The organism is Shewanella hafniensis (assembly GCF_019655335.1).
In the GTDB taxonomy this organism is placed as follows: domain Bacteria; phylum Pseudomonadota; class Gammaproteobacteria; order Enterobacterales; family Shewanellaceae; genus Shewanella; species Shewanella hafniensis.
This window is the reverse complement of sequence record NZ_BPFD01000048.1, coordinates 1-17,119: the sequence shown is the minus strand read 5'-3', so window position 1 is coordinate 17,119 and position 17,119 is coordinate 1. Positions and strand designations below refer to the sequence as shown.

17 protein-coding genes are annotated in these 17,119 nt (G+C 43.6%); 14 read left to right on the top strand and 3 right to left on the bottom strand.

What is annotated here, in order from left to right:
• The first annotated feature begins 1 nt into the window (after position 1).
• From K5Q99_RS14130 to K5Q99_RS14080, 11 genes are all read left to right on the top strand, one after another.
• Entirely contained in the window at positions 2 to 883 is an 882-nt protein-coding gene (locus tag K5Q99_RS14130) for a MinD/ParA family protein (protein ID WP_006082389.1), read from the top strand.
• Positions 876 to 1,589: an RNA polymerase sigma factor FliA gene (locus tag K5Q99_RS14125; RefSeq protein ID WP_028761175.1), complete on the top strand. Its 714-nt coding sequence runs from the start codon at positions 876 to 878 to the stop codon at positions 1,587 to 1,589. Before K5Q99_RS14130 ends, K5Q99_RS14125 begins: the two co-directional genes overlap by 8 nt.
• 47 nt (positions 1,590 to 1,636) lie before the next feature.
• Positions 1,637 to 2,020 carry a chemotaxis response regulator CheY gene (gene cheY, locus K5Q99_RS14120; protein WP_007649667.1) on the top strand — a complete coding sequence of 128 codons (384 nt, stop codon included), beginning with the start codon at positions 1,637 to 1,639 and terminating at the stop codon, positions 2,018 to 2,020.
• 13 nt (positions 2,021 to 2,033) lie between these two features.
• The gene (locus K5Q99_RS14115; protein ID WP_107948399.1) at positions 2,034 to 2,771 is read left to right on the top strand and encodes a protein phosphatase CheZ; all 738 of its coding nucleotides are present in this window, start codon (positions 2,034 to 2,036) and stop codon (positions 2,769 to 2,771) included.
• A 15-nt stretch (positions 2,772 to 2,786) separates the two neighbouring features.
• Complete coding sequence (locus K5Q99_RS14110) at positions 2,787 to 5,030, top strand: chemotaxis protein CheA (protein ID WP_220777214.1); 2,244 nt, start codon at positions 2,787 to 2,789, stop codon at positions 5,028 to 5,030.
• A gap of 20 nt (positions 5,031 to 5,050) precedes the next feature.
• A complete protein-coding gene (locus tag K5Q99_RS14105) occupies positions 5,051 to 6,178 on the top strand; it encodes a protein-glutamate methylesterase/protein-glutamine glutaminase (RefSeq protein ID WP_220777213.1) in 1,128 nt (375 codons plus the stop codon).
• A gap of 13 nt (positions 6,179 to 6,191) precedes the next feature.
• A complete protein-coding gene (locus K5Q99_RS14100) occupies positions 6,192 to 6,713 on the top strand; it encodes a membrane anchored protein in chemotaxis locus (RefSeq protein ID WP_220777212.1) in 522 nt (173 codons plus the stop codon).
• Between the two features lie 66 nt (positions 6,714 to 6,779).
• Positions 6,780 to 7,571 (top strand): ParA family protein, encoded by a 792-nt coding sequence (locus K5Q99_RS14095; RefSeq protein ID WP_106651060.1) that lies wholly within the window; start codon positions 6,780 to 6,782, stop codon positions 7,569 to 7,571.
• On the top strand, positions 7,555 to 8,562 hold the full coding sequence (locus K5Q99_RS14090) for a chemotaxis protein CheW (RefSeq protein ID WP_126491527.1): 1,008 nt from the start codon (positions 7,555 to 7,557) through the stop codon (positions 8,560 to 8,562). Before K5Q99_RS14095 ends, K5Q99_RS14090 begins: the two co-directional genes overlap by 17 nt.
• 7 nt (positions 8,563 to 8,569) lie before the next feature.
• Positions 8,570 to 9,064, top strand: coding sequence for a chemotaxis protein CheW (locus K5Q99_RS14085; RefSeq protein ID WP_006082380.1), 495 nt, complete (start codon positions 8,570 to 8,572; stop codon positions 9,062 to 9,064).
• A gap of 228 nt (positions 9,065 to 9,292) precedes the next feature.
• Complete coding sequence (locus K5Q99_RS14080; protein WP_006082379.1) at positions 9,293 to 9,691, top strand: DUF2802 domain-containing protein; 399 nt, start codon at positions 9,293 to 9,295, stop codon at positions 9,689 to 9,691.
• A gap of 78 nt (positions 9,692 to 9,769) precedes the next feature.
• Here the strand turns inward: K5Q99_RS14080 and K5Q99_RS14075 are convergent, their stop codons facing one another.
• Both K5Q99_RS14075 and K5Q99_RS14070 read right to left on the bottom strand, forming a co-directional pair.
• Positions 9,770 to 10,078 (bottom strand): EscU/YscU/HrcU family type III secretion system export apparatus switch protein, encoded by a 309-nt coding sequence (locus K5Q99_RS14075; protein WP_220777211.1) that lies wholly within the window; start codon positions 10,076 to 10,078, stop codon positions 9,770 to 9,772.
• Positions 10,079 to 10,135: 57 nt separating this feature from the next.
• Positions 10,136 to 12,067 carry a hypothetical protein gene (locus K5Q99_RS14070; RefSeq protein ID WP_220777210.1) on the bottom strand — a complete coding sequence of 644 codons (1,932 nt, stop codon included), beginning with the start codon at positions 12,065 to 12,067 and terminating at the stop codon, positions 10,136 to 10,138.
• Between the two features lie 219 nt (positions 12,068 to 12,286).
• Here K5Q99_RS14070 and K5Q99_RS14065 point away from each other — a divergent pair, with 219 nt between their 5' ends.
• A complete protein-coding gene (locus tag K5Q99_RS14065; protein WP_220777209.1) occupies positions 12,287 to 13,072 on the top strand; it encodes an MlaA family lipoprotein in 786 nt (261 codons plus the stop codon).
• A 120-nt stretch (positions 13,073 to 13,192) separates the two neighbouring features.
• The gene (locus K5Q99_RS14060; protein WP_220777208.1) at positions 13,193 to 14,296 is read left to right on the top strand and encodes a response regulator; all 1,104 of its coding nucleotides are present in this window, start codon (positions 13,193 to 13,195) and stop codon (positions 14,294 to 14,296) included.
• Between the two features lie 109 nt (positions 14,297 to 14,405).
• Here K5Q99_RS14060 and K5Q99_RS14055 read toward each other — a convergent pair whose 3' ends face one another.
• Entirely contained in the window at positions 14,406 to 15,911 is a 1,506-nt protein-coding gene (locus tag K5Q99_RS14055; protein ID WP_006085592.1) for a peptide MFS transporter, read from the bottom strand.
• A gap of 476 nt (positions 15,912 to 16,387) precedes the next feature.
• Here K5Q99_RS14055 and rfaH point away from each other — a divergent pair, with 476 nt between their 5' ends.
• Entirely contained in the window at positions 16,388 to 16,894 is a 507-nt protein-coding gene (gene rfaH / locus K5Q99_RS14050) for a transcription/translation regulatory transformer protein RfaH (RefSeq protein ID WP_126491533.1), read from the top strand.
• Positions 16,895 to 17,119: the final 225 nt, after the last annotated feature.

The window sequence follows — 17,119 nt, the reverse complement described above, 5'->3', positions numbered from 1 at the left end:
TATGACCCTGGATCAAGCAAGTGGTTTACGTATGATGAATCAACCCTATAACGAAAAAGTGAAAGTAATCGCGGTCACAGGTGGTAAAGGTGGCGTTGGCAAAACCAGCGTTTCCATTAATACAGCTGTGGCATTAGCCGAAAAAGGCAAGCGTGTCTTGGTACTTGATGCTGACCTTGGCTTAGCAAACGTCGATGTCATGCTGGGTATTCGTGCCGAGCGTAACCTCTCCCATGTTCTCTCTGGTGATGCAGAGCTTGACGATATTATCGTTCGCGGCCCTAAGGGAATTGGCATAGTGCCGGCCACTTCAGGCACGCAAGGTATGGTGGAATTAAGCCCAGCGCAGCATGCAGGGTTAATTCGCGCTTTCAGTGAGATGCGGACTCAGTTTGATATTCTAGTCGTAGATACTGCTGCTGGGATTTCAGATATGGTGCTCAGTTTCTCACGTGCATCGCAGGATGTGCTGGTCGTTGTTTGTGATGAACCCACATCGATAACTGATGCCTACGCCCTGATAAAAATCCTCAGCCGTGAGCATGGCGTGTTCCGTTTTAAAATAGTTGCCAATATGGTGCGTAGTTTACGCGAAGGTATGGAATTATTTGCTAAACTCAGTAAAGTGACCGACAGATTTTTAGATGTCGCCCTTGAATTAGTTGCAACTATTCCATTTGACGAAAACTTACGTAAATCAGTTCGTAAGCAAAAACTGGTAGTTGAAGCTTATCCTAAATCACCAGCGGCGATTGCGTATCAAGGATTGGCAAATAAAATTCTGAGCTGGCCTGTACCGCAGCAACCTGGTGGGCATTTGGAGTTTTTCGTTGAGCGTTTAGTGCAGCGACCAGATTTTCAAGAGGAAAAAACGAGTGAATAAAGCCGCTGCGTATACTTGTTTAGACAATAAATCGTCGATCGTTGAACAGTATGCTCCGTTGGTTAAAAGAATTGCGCATCATTTACTCGCCAGACTACCTGCCTCAGTGCAGCTAGATGATTTACTCCAAGCTGGGATGATGGGTTTATTAGAAGCATCATCCAAGTTTGATGGTGGCAAGGGTGCGAAATTTGAAACCTTCGCCGGCATACGTATACGAGGGGCGATGTTAGATGAAATTCGCCGTGGTGATTGGGTGCCTCGTTCCGTTCATCGTAATAACCGCAAGGTTGCACATGCTATTGATGAGTTAGAGCAAGAACTGGGCCGTGATGCACGCGACACAGAAATTGCAGAAAAACTTGATATGACGCTCGATGAGTACCATCATATTCTTAACGATGTTTCTGTCGGAAAAATCATAGGGATAGAAGACTTAGGCGTATCTCAGGATATACTTACAGTGAGTGATCGGTCCGATGATGACTCATTTGAAGCATTAGCTGAGAACCAATTTCATTCTGCGCTGGTTGAGGCAATTAAATTATTGCCTGAAAGAGATGCATTAGTGTTATCCCTGTACTACGATGAAGCATTGAATTTAAAAGAGATTGGCGCCATTCTTGAAGTCAGTGAATCGCGGGTTAGCCAGATATTAAGTCAGGCAATGTTGCGATTGAAAGCTAAACTCAAGCACTGGACATAAGTATAATTATTAATCGAGCACAGAATGTCAGCTCACCGGAGGAAACCTTGGACAAGAATATGAAGATTCTCATTGTTGACGATTTTTCGACAATGAGGCGTATCATCAAGAACTTGTTGCGAGACTTGGGGTTTAACAACACCCAAGAAGCAGACGATGGCTCAACAGCCCTGCCGATGTTGCAAAAGGGGGATTTTGATTTTGTTGTTACAGATTGGAATATGCCCGGCATGCAAGGGATCGATCTGTTAAAAGCAATTCGCGCAGATGATTCGCTAAAGCATTTACCCGTATTAATGGTAACTGCTGAAGCAAAACGTGAACAGATTATTGCTGCCGCTCAAGCGGGAGTGAATGGATATGTGGTTAAGCCTTTTACCGCTGCAACGCTGAAAGAGAAGTTAGATAAAATATTCGAACGACTCGCTTGAGCAAGGATGAGCTATGAAGTCACAAACATCAGGGCTCATCACGCTCGAGCAAGCTCAGCACTTTGTTGAATTATTAAGTGCAGGTGAGCAAAGTCAGGCAGATGATTTATTTCGGGAGCTTGCAGCTCCACTGCAACGAGAATTATTCGAAGAGGTAGGGAAATTAACTCGGCAACTTCATAGTGCGCTGATGGATTTTCAAGTTGATAATCGTCTTTCTGAATTAGCCAATACAGAAATTCCCGATGCCAAGCAACGTTTAAATTACGTTATTGACATGACTGAACAAGCGGCAAATAAAACCATGGATGCGGTTGAAGAATGTTTACCTTTGGCCAATGCCGTAACGGTTAATATTCAAAAAGTCATGCCATCTTGGGATAAATTAATGCGACGCGAGATAGCACTGAGCGAATTCAAGGTTCTTTGTCATGATGTCCAAGATCTTATGTCCCGTAGTTCAGACGACTCGATTCGATTACGTGAATTGCTGAATCAAATATTGATGGCGCAAGATTTTCAAGACTTAACAGGGCAAATGATACGCCGTGTTATTGATCTGGTAATGGAAGTTGAAAGTAATCTGGTTTCTATGCTGACGGTATTTGGTGAGCAGCCTATGATTGAAAGTCAGATTGCTCAGAAAAATAATATTGAAGCGGAAGGGCCGATAATGAATGCCGAACTTCGTCAAGATGTAGTAACGGGTCAAGACGAAGTGGATGATCTTCTATCGAGTCTGGGTTTCTAACTGGGAGTCAATTTGATGGCCTTTGATGTAGATGAAGAGATACTCCAGGACTTTTTAATCGAAGCCGGTGAAATTTTAGAGCTTCTGCAAGAGCAACTCGTTGCGCTTGAAAATAATCCTGATGACACAAACTTGCTAAACGCCATTTTCCGAGGGTTTCATACCGTTAAAGGTGGCGCAGGCTTTCTTAGCTTAACTCCCATGGTCGATGTGTGTCATGAGGCTGAAAATACCTTCGATCTATTGCGCACAGGCAAACGCAGCGTAAACGCAGAGCTGATGGATATTATTTTGCAGGCTGTTGATGCTATTAATACCATGTTTGCTCAAACGCAGCAGGGTGAACAACAAGATCCCGCTGAGTCAGGCCTGTTGTCTAGACTTAAAATGCTGAGTTCAGGTGCGCCATTGCCATCTGAAGTTGCGTCTGCAGAAGTGGTAGACGTTGTCGAACCAGAGCCTGTCGTTGAAGCCATTGTTGAAACTCCCGTCCCACAAGACATTCCCGCAGAGATAAGTAATAGCTCATCTTCAAGTATTGATGATATCAATGATGCTGAATTTGAAGCTTTGTTAGATGCGCTTCATGGCTCAGGAAAAGGCCCTGCGGCTGCTACCGCTGTGACGTCTGAACCTGTGGTCGCTAAGCCAGCTGCGCCAGTTAAAGCGCCTTCAGCATCGGGTGATGACATCACTGATGATGAGTTTGAGGCATTGCTTGATGAGCTGCATGGTTCAGGCAAGTTTAAAGCTGAGGCAGAAGTGCCGGCTAAACCAAAGGTCGCTGCGGCTCCCACGCCTCAACCGATAGTGGATGCCGATGAAATTACCGATGACGAGTTTGAAAGATTACTCGATGAACTCCATGGTAAAGGTGCGGCCCCTGCAAAAGCAGAAGTAAAAGCGCCTACTGTATCGGTAACGCCATCTTCGACTGCAGCACCTAAAGTTGCGACTCCCGTACCAGTTAATAAAGCTGCTGCGCCTGCTCCAGCCCCCGTTGTTGCCGCAAAACCGAAAGTGGACATAGCGGTTGTAGAGAAAGCGCCAGCTAAAGCAAGTTCAGCAAATGTGCCTCAAGGTGAAACTACAGTACGTGTTGATACTGCACGACTCGACCAAATCATGAATATGGTGGGCGAGTTAGTGTTAGTGCGAAATCGATTAGTGAGCTTAGGCATCAGTCGTGACGATGAGGAAATGTCTAAGGCCCTTGCGAACTTAGATCTCGTGACTGCCGATTTGCAAGGCGCGGTGATGAAAACCCGTATGCAACCGATCAAGAAAGTGTTTGGTCGTTTCCCTCGGGTAGTACGTGATCTTGCGCGTACGCTCAATAAAGAAATTGATTTGATCATGGTCGGTGAAGAAACCGACCTAGATAAAAACTTAGTTGAAGCGCTTGCTGATCCACTCGTCCACTTAGTGCGTAACTCGGTGGATCACGGTATTGAAATGCCAAACGAGCGTGAAGCCAATGGCAAGCCGAGAACGGGTACGATTACCTTATCTGCAAGTCAGGAAGGTGACCATATACTGCTAAAAATCGAAGACGATGGCGCAGGTATGGACCCTGAAAAACTGAAAAAGATCGCGATAACGCGTGGTGTGCTTGATGAAGATTCAGCTTCGCGAATGACTGACAGCGAAGCGTATAATTTGATTTTTGCGCCCGGTTTTTCGACTAAGGTCGAGATTTCAGATATTTCTGGTCGTGGCGTTGGGATGGACGTGGTAAAAACCCGTATCACTCAGCTTAACGGCACAGTGCATATTGATTCTATGAAAGGTAAGGGCACGATACTTGAGATTAAAGTACCGTTAACGCTGGCGATTATGCCAACCTTAATGGTTGATGTCGCTAAACAAGTGTTTGCATTACCTCTGTCTAGCGTGAACGAGATATTTCATCTCGATCTTACTAAGACCAATATCGTCGATGGACAACTCACCGTCATAGTGCGTAACAAGGCTGTGCCTTTGTTCTATTTGGAGCATTGGCTGCATAGAAATAAAACCACCTTTAAACATGGCGATAAAAAGCATGGTCATGTGGTGATTGTACAATTAGGCATGATGCAAATTGGTTTTGTGGTTGATGCCCTAATAGGACAAGAAGAGGTGGTGATTAAACCCCTTGGCGCTATGTTACACGGCACTCCTGGGATGGCTGGTGCGACTATTACATCGGATGGTGGTATCGCACTGATCTTAGATGTCCCTGGATTGTTAAAGCATTATGCGAAAAGTAAGAATTAGTTTCCAAGCTAAGGAATGGAATGGCCATTAAAGTATTAGTCGTTGATGACTCAAGTTTTTTCAGACGACGTGTTAGTGAAATAGTCAATCAAGATCCTGAACTGGAAGTTATCGCGACGGCCTCAAATGGGGCCGAAGCGGTGAAGATGGCTGCTGAGCTTAATCCTCAAGTTATCACTATGGATATTGAGATGCCCGTGATGGATGGTATTACTGCCGTCCGTGAAATCATGGCTAAATGTCCGACTCCGATCTTGATGTTTTCTTCTTTAACCCATGATGGCGCTAAAGCGACGTTAGACGCTTTAGATGCTGGTGCGTTAGATTTTCTACCTAAACGTTTTGAAGACATTGCTACCAATAAAGATGATGCTATTTTATTGTTGCAGCAGAGAGTGAAGGCATTGGGACGCCGCAGAATGTTTCGTCCAATTGCACGTCCTGTCGTCTCTTCAACACCTAGCGTGCGCCCAACAAGTAGCATTTTAGGGACAACGAGTATAGCGTCGCATACTCCTGCCACTGCTCCTGTCAGGACCTCAACAGCAGCGTCGATTCGTGCAAGTGGTAAGCAGTATAAAATACTGCTGATCGGCACATCTACCGGTGGTCCAGTTGCCTTGCAAAAAATTCTTACCCAATTTCCGGCAAACTATCCGCATCCGATTTTATTAATTCAGCATATGCCAGCAGCTTTTACGCCAGCATTTGCAAGTCGTTTGAATGGCTTATGTAAGATTGAAGTAAAAGAGGCCGCTAATGGCGATCTTCTTAAACCGGGTTGTGCATATTTAGCGCCTGGCGGTATGCAAATGATGGTTGAACGTACTGGAGGTAGTGGTCGATTAAAGGTCATCGCTGGTAGTGCGGACATGAACTATAAGCCTTGTGTTGATATCACCTTTGCTTCTGCCTCTAAAGCCTTTAGCGGTGACGTACTTGCCGTTGTGTTAACTGGTATGGGCGCGGATGGCAGAGAAGGTGCCCGTATGTTGAAAGCGGTCGGTGCGACCATTTGGGCACAGGATGAAGCCAGTTGTGTGGTTTATGGTATGCCTCAGGCTGTTGCCAGCGCGGGTATTGCAACTCAGTCGATTGCCTTAGACAACATGGCTGAATGCATTTTAAAAGAGTCTGTTCGTGTCTAAGAGCCAAAATCCGATGAGCACAAATAGTGTGCTCATCATCTTGCTGATGGCTATTGCCATTTTGTGTCTTGGCGCCTTGAGCCTCGATTATCGGCACAAAAATAGTTTGTTGCGAGAAGACATAAAACGTTTGGAATCGACTCAGGTGCTGTTAATGGTCCCTGATGAGCAAGCTGAGGCTATTGCAACTTGGTTAGCGTCTCATCCTGATCAGACTAAAGCTATGCTGCAATTGGCAGCTCCTGGTGAGCAAAAGGCTGTTGCGATAGGTCCAGAATCTACGCAGATTAGTGTCCCACCTTTGCTGGGTAAGCAAAGTGCAGCGATGGATACGGCGAAGGATAAGGCTAATCAGCAACCTTTAGTTCCGACACTGCTGCAGACGCCAGAAGCAGAAGTTAAGGCTGCTACTTCGCCAATTGAATCGAATAAAGCACAGATGCTACCTGTAGTGATTTCTGAAAATGCCGATGGAGTTAAAGTGATTAGTTTACCCAATGGTGGTATCCGAGTTACGACGAGAGAAGAGCAATAACCTTTGGAATGCGTGTTAAATATTCTCATTTATTAGCATTGAATCAATTTATGTGGGGGTCACTTCTTGAAAGTCTGGACCATAGCGAATCAAAAAGGTGGTGTAGGCAAAACCACGACGGTTGCGAGTTTAGCGGGAACCTTAGCTAAGCGTGGCAAGCGTGTACTTATGATTGACACCGATCCACACGCTTCGCTAGGTTATTATTTAGGCATTGATTCTGAAGAGGTTCCTGGCTCTTTATTTGATGTGTTTCTAGCCCATAAAAGCCTCTCTAAAGAACTCGTTTTATCCCATGTCGTACCAACCTTAGTCGATGGTCTCGACTTGTTGCCGGCCACTATGGCATTGGCAACATTAGACAGAGCCTTAGGTCATCAAGAGGGGATGGGGCTAGTTTTACGTAATTTATTAGCGCTAGTTGCTGATGAATATGATGTGGCTATCGTTGATTGCCCACCCGTACTTGGTGTTTTAATGGTCAATGCCCTTGCGGCAAGTCAGCATATTATTATTCCCGTGCAGACAGAGTTTCTTGCCATTAAAGGGCTAGAGCGGATGATAAAAACGATGGAGTTGATGGGGCGGTCTAAAAAGACGCGTTACAGCTATACTGTCGTGCCAACCATGTACGATAAACGTACTAAGGCATCACCCGCTGCTTTGCAAGTGCTGGGCACAGAATACACTGAAACCCTATGGAAGGACGTGATTCCAGTCGATACTAAGTTTAGAGATGCCAGTTTGGCACATTTACCTGCATCGCATTATGCGAGTGGATGTCGTGGTGTAAAAGCCTATGAAAGATTATTAGATTTTTTATTAGTTGGGGAGTTTGGCCATGTCAAAATCGGTTGATGAAACTGTTTTTGATTTTTTCGCATTATTGCTGCAGGAAGACGACGCTCCAAGTCAGGCGGTTTCTCCTCAAAGCATAGTAAAAGCTGACTCAAATCAAAATGTTGCCACTAATCAAACGGAGGCAGCATTACTTGATGCAGCCATCTTGGCTGAAAATGGTCGTACGGCTGTATCACAAGCTCATGAGAGGGCGATAGCGTCAACGGTACAGGTACAACCAAAAGCCACGCCAAGACAACATGAGTTTGTTGCACCTGTAAGTAAGATTGCTTCTCAAGTGGATAAGCAAGCGCTAGAAAAATTGCTGGCGCCTGTACTTAAGACTAAAACAGTAGAACCGACACCATCTTTTGTCGAAGTTACGCCGACTGTTGATGTTCAACCCGTGGTAGAAGTACCACAAGCACGACCTGTTGTTGAAGAGCCAGTTATTGATGAAATAATTGCTGAAGAAGTCGTTGAGCCAGTGGTTGTGCCAGAAACACAAGTCGGTATTACGCCTCCTAGTGTGACAAAAGATTTGCAAGAAGTGCTCGATGATGAGTTTCAGGTACTATTCTTTAAAGTAGCAGGGCTTACATTGGCTGTGCCTTTGGTCAGTTTAGGCGGAATAGTTAAAATTGAGCGGATAAACCATATCTTTGGCAGACCCGCATGGTTTCTCGGTGTACAAACGCATAGGGAAGAGCAATTAAATATTGTCGACACTTGTGCGTGGGTTATGCCAGAAAAATATTCAGAGAAACTGGCGCAATCGGTAAATTATCAATATCTTGTACTACTAGAAGGCAGTAACTGGGGATTAACTTGTGAGTCCTTGGTCAATGCGGTAAAAATTAATAAATCGCAAGTCAACTGGCGTAGTCAAGCGGGTAAACGCCCTTGGTTAGCGGGTGTAGTGAAAGAGCAGATGTGTGGCATTTTGCACGTACAAGCCTTAGTTGAAATGCTTAATGCGGGTTTAGGTTGTCAGGACTCAATTGGTTGAGGTAAACATGAAAGATACAAGAAATGTAGCAGCAGTCGCTGCAAGTAAAGATGATGCAGTATTACAATGGGTTACCTTTAAGTTAGACCATGAAACTTACGGTATCAATGTAATGCAAGTGCAGGAAGTATTGCGTTACACTGAAATCGCCCCCGTTCCCGGTGCACCTTATTACGTATTAGGCATCATTAACTTACGTGGTAACGTTGTCACAGTTATTGATACTCGCTCACGTTTTGGATTGCAGTCTGCCGAAGTTGATGACTCAACTCGAATCGTTATCATTGAAGCTGAAAAGCAAGTCATTGGCATCTTAGTTGATAGTGTTGCAGAAGTGGTTTATTTACGCCGCTCTGAAATCGACAATGCGCCTAATGTTGGAACGGAAGAGAGTGCTAAATTTATTCAAGGTGTGAGTAATCGCGATAATGAGTTACTGATCTTAGTCGATCTTGACAAGTTATTATCCGATGAAGAATGGGCCGAACTGACTCAGATTTAATCAATTAGCGAGATAAGGCTGAATGATATCAATTCATTCAGCTATTTTGTATATTTGCGAATAAATCGATGATGCTAATGCTTTACAATTTACGGATAGGCAAAGTATTTTATCGCGGCTTGAACAATGGCTAATGATATTAAGTCATTTAAGTGCAGCACTTTGGAATAGATAACTCAGTTGGAATGCCTACTAGTTTATGGCTATGAGTGAGTATAAGGATTTTTAATGGGCGATGAATTTTTGATCGCAGCGTTAGTCTATGTCATCGCATGCTTAGGATTAGTACTCTTTTTACAAAAACAATTGAGCAAACTAAGAAGCAAGGTCGAAGCCTTAACCGTTTTGGTCAAAGAAGGTGATCGTCAGCGAGAGTCGTTTAAGCGTGAGTTACAAGAGTTACGCAGTGGCACTATCGGAGTCGGTCGGCGTGTGATTGAGTTAGAAAAACGCCTACTTCAGCAGTCAGAGCGGATAGAAGAGACTACTCAACAGGACCCGCAGGCTAAACTTTATACTCGAGCCATGAAAATGGTGGCGCTTGGTGCTGGTGTGGATGAGTTGATTAAAGAATGCGAATTACCCAAAGCGGAAGCTGAGCTATTGATCCGACTTCATCGTAAATGATCGCATTGTATCGCAAATGATTGATATTGATACTCTGTTTAACTCTAAAAGCTAATTTGCCAAAATTAGCTTTTTATTTTATGCCTTCTCAACAATTTTTTGATGCATATTATTCCATTGCTCGGGAAACTTACCGTCGAGCATATACACAAATGCGATCAGTTCGGCGATAAGCAGATAAAGCTCCTTAGGAATTTCCTCTTCTAGCTCTAACAACTGTAGAAAATGGCTTAGATGGGGATCTTGATGGATATACACACCGTTAGCCTTGGCTAGCGCAATAATCTCTTCTGCGATAAGCCCTTCACCAGTCGCCACAATTTTAGGTGCGTTACGCCCATCGTAGCTCAGCGCGACAGCTTGCTTCGGTCCACTCTCTTCGCTCATTTGGTTCTTCCTAAAATTAGATGATGGATTCAATGTCTGCTTAGGTGTTTTTTCTAGCTAAGCTTTTGTCTTTACGAGGAAATGATCACCCGGCAATAAGGTTGCTGGCACTTGCGCTATTTGCGTCGAGAGTTCACCTGGCGTAAACCCTAGCTGTGACAGTTTTTCGCTTAAGGGCGTTAAAAAGTTGTTGACCTTATTAAGTAGCATTTGGCTATTGCCTTTAAACTGGATATCCAATTGTTGATTGTGCTGTTGAGCTGCAATCAGTAGCGGACCTTGTGCTAAATTAAATTTGAGCTGTAAACGCCATCCGGCTTTTTTCTCTGGATCATCTGAATCAACTTCTTGCTCAAATTTACCTTCCAACTGCTCGTGGCGTTGATTAATGCCGTAGGGCAGGGCAAAGAACCAGACTAAATTGCCTGCATTCTCATTGCTTGCCTGTTGGTACAAATGCAAGTTTGAGGCCAATTGCCCCATGCTATCAAGACCGCCAGCTTTACTTAGTTGGCCAAGTTGTTTAGTGGAAAAGCCGACTTTGGCTTGCAGTTGCTCAAGATAATCGGCCAATTTCTTACTCATTGAATTCGAACTATTATTAGCCTTAAAGCCTAGTAGTAGTTGAAATAGTGAGGTAATCGCACTGGCATTCATAAACATTGAGGCTTGATTTGACAGAGGTGTGGCAAGGTTAAGACTCGTTAGCCCGAGGATATTGGCCTTGAGCTCATCTAAATCATTTAACTGACTGAGTGGCGGTAATCCTATATGCGGTAAGTGCTTTAACAACTCTGATGCTAAATTTGAGCTGTTGTTAGAACGGGACAACTCAATAGGAAGTGTCCCCGCTTTATTGAATGCTTTTTGCAAAACATCAGCCACCTTCATAGGGCTGTCAGTTTTAACGTCACTAGCTTTTAGTTCATTTTTAAGGCCACTGGAACCCAAAATATCCTTTAGCTTGTTTACTTCTGCAGTATAGGCCGCAAGCGTTTCTTGAGGTGCTTTACTTAATGAATCACCAATGCCATGAGGCAAGGTATTTTTACTATTTGTTTCTGTACTGATTGTGGATGGCGAGGGTTGACTCACAAGCCGATTTATATTGTCTGAGTTTAGAGTACTGACTAAAGGACTTTTTTCTAAACCTTTTGGCATTGACGTTATGGCTTGCGCATTGAAAGTATTGGGAGAACTGGCTGAATTAGTAGCCTGTGGCGTATTTGCTTTACCTTGAAGTTGCGTGACCTCAGTTTTGGGTATGATGTCTTGTTTTGTTGTCTCAGGTAAAGAAACGATAGCTTCAAGTTTTTTTAAAAAGGAAGCGATGATCTGAACCGGTTCAACTTTGGCGATCACTATGTCAGAAGACAATTTATTTGTGGGAACCTGAGTTTCATTTACTGGCGCCCCAATAACGATTTCGAGTTTGCTCTGTATTGGGGTGAGTAATAAAATAGGCCGCCCTTGTTGAAAGGCTATTTTTGCTAAGAATTCACCTTGATTCAGCTGAGGTCCAGGATCTTGTGCTACAACAGTGCCATTAGCAAATTGAAACGCTTTGTTAATAATAGTGACGTTCGGTAACGGGTAGCCTTGAGTTCGAGCCGCAAGAGCTGAAAGCTGTGTCTGAGATATGCCATTTTGTTGCGCCAAATTGATAACAGCCTCTGGAACTTTCAGCGCAATAGGCGTGGCTAGAGCAAGCAGTTGGCTGATGGGATTTTGAGTCGCTGTGGTTGTTGGTGGCGTGTTTTGCGTATTAGGCGTGACTAGAAAAGTATTAGCTGTCAATAATATTTGCCGCTGCTGAGCGTTAACAAGCTTTAAATTATATTCTGTACCGTTTAGAGTAATACTATCTCCTTCAGGCGAGGTTTGCACCTGAGCTGGAATAGGACGCGGAGAAGCATTGAGAGCATCAGCTTGGGTTGTCGCAGTATGTAATTGCGGGTTTTGACTGCTAACAAGTGGAATCGACTCCATTTATAGACCTTATATAGTTTATTCGGCGATACATTCGTTTTGTAAAATTAACAATTGACCAATTTTTTTTGCCAAGTATGCTTATGCGCCTTGTGACAACGGAACAGTCATACTGGATAGTATGCCACTAAGACGAATTATCTTTATATCGTCATTTTTGTATTGTCACTTTAGCGAAAACTTGCTGCCTAAGCTGTACATTTATATTAAGAGAGCGATATGAAGTTAAAATGGATGGGATTATCTTTGGGGCTATTGCTGTTGCCTAAAGTGCAAGCGGCTGAAGTACCCGCATCAGATACCATTCCGCAGGAAACCCCTGCTAAGGTACAAATCACCTATGATGATCCCCGAGATCCGTTCGAAGGCTTTAACCGTGCGATGTCGGATTTTAATTATCTTTATTTAGATAGATATTTATATCGTCCTGTTGCCCATGGTTACAACGATTACATTCCTATGCCTGCTAAAACGGGCATCAATAATTTTGTACAGAATTTAGAAGAACCGAGCAGCTTAGTAAACAACGTGCTGCAGGGAAAGTGGGGCTGGGCGGCGAATGCGGGTGGACGCTTTACGATTAACACAACTGTTGGCCTATTAGGTGTCATTGACGTCGCAGATATGATGGGCATGAGCCGTAAGCAAGATGAGTTTAACGAAGTACTTGGTTATTATGGCGTGCCTAATGGGCCATACTTCATGGCGCCGTTTGCGGGTCCTTACGTCGTGCGAGAACTCGCGTCTGATTGGGTTGATGGTCTATACTTTCCCTTGTCTGAGTTAACAATGTGGCAAACCATTGTTAAATGGGGACTTAAAAATCTTCATTCCAGAGCGTCTGCGATCGATCAAGAACGACTCGTTGATAATGCACTCGATCCTTATGCCTTTGTCAAAGATGCGTATTTACAACATATGGACTATAAAGTCTATGATGGTAATGTTCCTCAAAAACAAGATGATGATGAGTTACTCGAACAGTATATGCAGGAGCTAGAGTAACCAATAGGCCGTACTTGACAGCATTTGTCTTTAGTATGCAAGTGTTCGCCTTATCGAATAACGTTATCGGTATGTTCACTTGAGTAATGGCAATGCGATGAATTCTATTCAGGAACTTTTATGGCGTTAAATGGTGTTGCGGTTCTTTTAGTTGAAGATGATCCTGTGTTTAGGCAGATTGTTGCAAGCTTTCTTGATACTAGAGGCGCGCAAGTTACACAAGCCTGTGACGGTGAAGAAGGATTATCATTTTTCAAATCGCAGCACTTTGATGTTGTTCTTGCAGATTTAAGCATGCCTAAGCTTGGTGGGCTCGATATGCTTAAGGAAATGACAAGGTTAGCGCCACTGGTTCCTTCAGTTGTGATCTCAGGTAATAATGTCATGGCTGACGTTGTTGAAGCCCTAAGGATTGGCGCCAGTGATTATCTCGTTAAACCAGTATCCGATTTATTCATCATTGAACAAGCGATTAAACAAAGCCTCCATAGTTCCTACATTGATGATACTCAAGCTGCAGATTTTGAAGCCCTATCCCATCAAGAGTTAAGCGACAACCTCGCCTTGCTCGAACAGAGTGTTGCTGCCGCAAAGCAAGTGCAGCAACAATTGTTCCCCGCATCAAACATAAGCTATCCGGCGGCTAAGGTTGACTACAGTCTGTATAAAAATAGTGACATTAGCAGTTACTTTATTGATTCAACTATGGTCGGCACTGATCACTTGATCATGTATATGGCACATTTATATCCCGAAGATAATCGTGCGGCTTTTGCCTGCGTTCTGCTGAGAAGTTTTGTTAATCAGAAACTTAAAGATTTTCGAAATGGTCAGAGTCAAAGCATTATTGAACCATTCAATATGATGAGCTATTTGAATGAACGTTTAGTCAAGTCTGGTCTCGATATCAAAGCGGATATGATTTATGTCTCTATCGAGCTTACAAAGTTCCGTGCTGCTATTGCGCAGGCCGGGAAGGGGCTGCGTTGCTATTTGCGTAATGACGAGGGATTAAGCCCGCTAGCACTCTCAGAGAGTCTACAGTTGGGTGTATTAGATTGGGGTAAGCCGAGTATTCAGTTCCGCAGTATTTTACCGCAAGAGCAGTTGTGTATTGCGACCAGTGAGCCTGAACATAAACAAGCTTTGCTTGAGAATAAGTTTAAGGGATTGGTTTACGATGCAGCAATGCCCGAAGGTGGTTTCCTCCAGTTGAGTCTTTAGTTCGTCGCTAACGTAATTATGAAGTCAGTATTCAGTTCAAACACGACACAACGAAAAACGCCTTACTATTGCTAGTAAGGCGTTTTTGTTTTTACAGTCGAATAGCTAATTAGCGTTTTATTGCTTCATGCTCAGCAGTTACAGCAATTTCACTTTCTAATACTTCTGCTTCAGTCTGGTGCTTGCTTTCCGCGCCATGCATCCAGTCCACTAATTTATCAGCCATAAAATACAGGATAATGCCTGAAAGAGCTGCTGTGATGGCAATGCCAGAGAAGATCGCCATTGCATTTGCCAGTTGTTCTTCTTTTGCACCGCCATGGCCGATGAATGAGCCAACCACACCGCCAATCTTGTTGGCGGCAGCAACGAATAGGAACCAAGCGCCCATCATCAAAGATGCGATACGCAGAGGTGCTAACTTAGTCACCATAGATAAACCGATAGGTGATAAGCAAAGTTCACCCATAGTGTGGAAGAAATAAGCGCCCACTAACCACCACATGCTCGATTTAACAGATGCATCACCGCCCATTTGCATTACAGCACCTATCATGAATAGGAAACCGATCGCGAGTAAGAACAGGCCAAGCGCAAATTTAACTGGAGAGTTAGGTTCATTCTTACCTAAACGGATCCAGATAGAAGCAATCACAGGTGCAAATAATACGATAAAGATAGCGTTTAATGATTGGAACCAAGTGGTTGGGACTTCAAAGCTACCGACCATGCGATCGGTGAACTCGTTAGTGAACAAGTTCATTAAACCGCCAGCTTGTTCGAAACCAGCCCAGAATATAATTGTGAACAAACCCATTACCATGATGACTTTAATACGGTCACGTTCAACTTTGGTCAGAGGTTCTTTACGTACTTCACCTTTCTCTTCCGCTTTTTGCTTTTCAAGCTTAGCGGCTGGCACTCTGCCGATATCGCCTAAATACTTCTGTGCGAACAAAAATTGGATGATTAAAGAGAAAATCATACCAACACCGGCACAGAAGAAACCTGCTTGCCAGTTGTTAACAAACACTTCTTGTCCATCAACGATAGTAGCGTGTCCGAAGCTAGTATAAGCCCAGGCGACTATAAAGCCTGACAGGGCAGCACCTAAGTTGATGCCCATGTAGAAAATGGTAAATGCGCCATCACGACGGTGATCGCCTTCTTCGTAAAGATCACCCACCATAGTGGAGATGTTTGGCTTGAATAAACCGTTACCCAGAATGAGAGTACCCAAACCAATATAGAACACAGTTGTTTCTAAACCTGGGATCCAACTATGCGGCGCGGCAAGTAAGAATTGACCCGCAGCCATTAAAGCGCCACCAAAATAAATGGCTTTACGTTGACCCAGTACGTTATCGGCTAACCAGCCGCCGATAAGTGGCGTTAAGTAGACTAACCCTGTGAAGGTACCATAAAGCGATAATGCTTCTGCTTGAGTCCAACCTAGACCATGCCCGCCATCACTCTGCACTTTATCGACTAGATAAAGTACCAAAATGGCGCGCATTGCATAATAACTAAAACGTTCCCAAAGTTCTGTTGTAAACAGCAGGAACAATCCCTTAGGATGCCCAAGCATCGTTCCTTGTGGTTTTGCTACGCTCATGAAGTCTTCCACCTTAAGCTCGTGATTGCCTGTGGGCCCCTGAAACAGGATGATGTCGCCACAGAAAAATGGTTGTTGCTCGTCCCAATATCGCCTGCAGGTTTAATCAGCAATCAATTAACACAAATGCATTCATTAATTGTTGAATAACCGCTAGTTACGTATGGGTTATTGTTACGTTCTTATAATAAAAGTAATGTATTTAGCTGTAAAATGAGTATTTTCGCTAAAATCCCACCTTATATACCCCTTAAAAGCAACCAAAGTCAATTTTGGTAAGCTAAGTGGTGACATTATCAGCAATATAGTGTTGCCGTGATTTTAGATGTGAATTCGCTAATGTAAGCAGGCGTTGTATGCATACCGAGCGAGAGGCTAGAAATAGGCGAAAAACTACTTCCATCGACTTAGGCATCTTTGCTATGATTGCGGCCCGTAAATGGACGACACTTAAAATAGGGTAGTGAGATTAGCGTATGAAGGCATGGTACCTTTTGTATTGTAAGCCTCGTAGTGAAGCGAGAGCGCAACAAAACTTAGCACTTCAAAATTTAGAGACGTATTTGCCTATGGTCTCTGAAGAGAAATCTCAGCGCGGACGGAAACAGGTCTGTCGTGTACCATTATTCCCTAATTATTTATTCATCAATTTCGACCCAAGCCAAACAAGCGTTAGGCAGGTCCACTCTACTCGTGGTGTGAATCGAATCGTTAATTGTCAAGAAAAAATGACGCCCATTGACGACAGAATTATCCATGCCATTCGCATGAAAGAATTAACGCCTTCCCAAACGGTATTAGCCGAAGCATTAGAGCTAAAAACTGGGGAAAAAATTCGTTTTACAGATGGACCGTTTGTTGATCTAGAAGGTATTTTTCAAGAAAAGTGCCCAAATAAGCGTTGTCACGTTTTATTTAGCATCATGGGACAGATAAAAACAGTTACTGTGCCAGAGCAAAGCGTTGAAAGAGTTTGCTGTTAAGCACGTGATGCAAGCGACATTGTAAGAATTGCGATGATGTGTTTGTAGGATATTAGCTATTTTTGCGGTTCATGTTTTTTGCCTGCAATTTATGTAGGTCATTTAAGACATTATAAATCAATAGTTTATTTTGTACTTGAAGTTGTTGTCTTGTTTGGTTGCAAACTGATGTTTGAAATTTAAACAGGCAGCTTGTTTTTGTTTGTTAATTAACCAACTAAAACT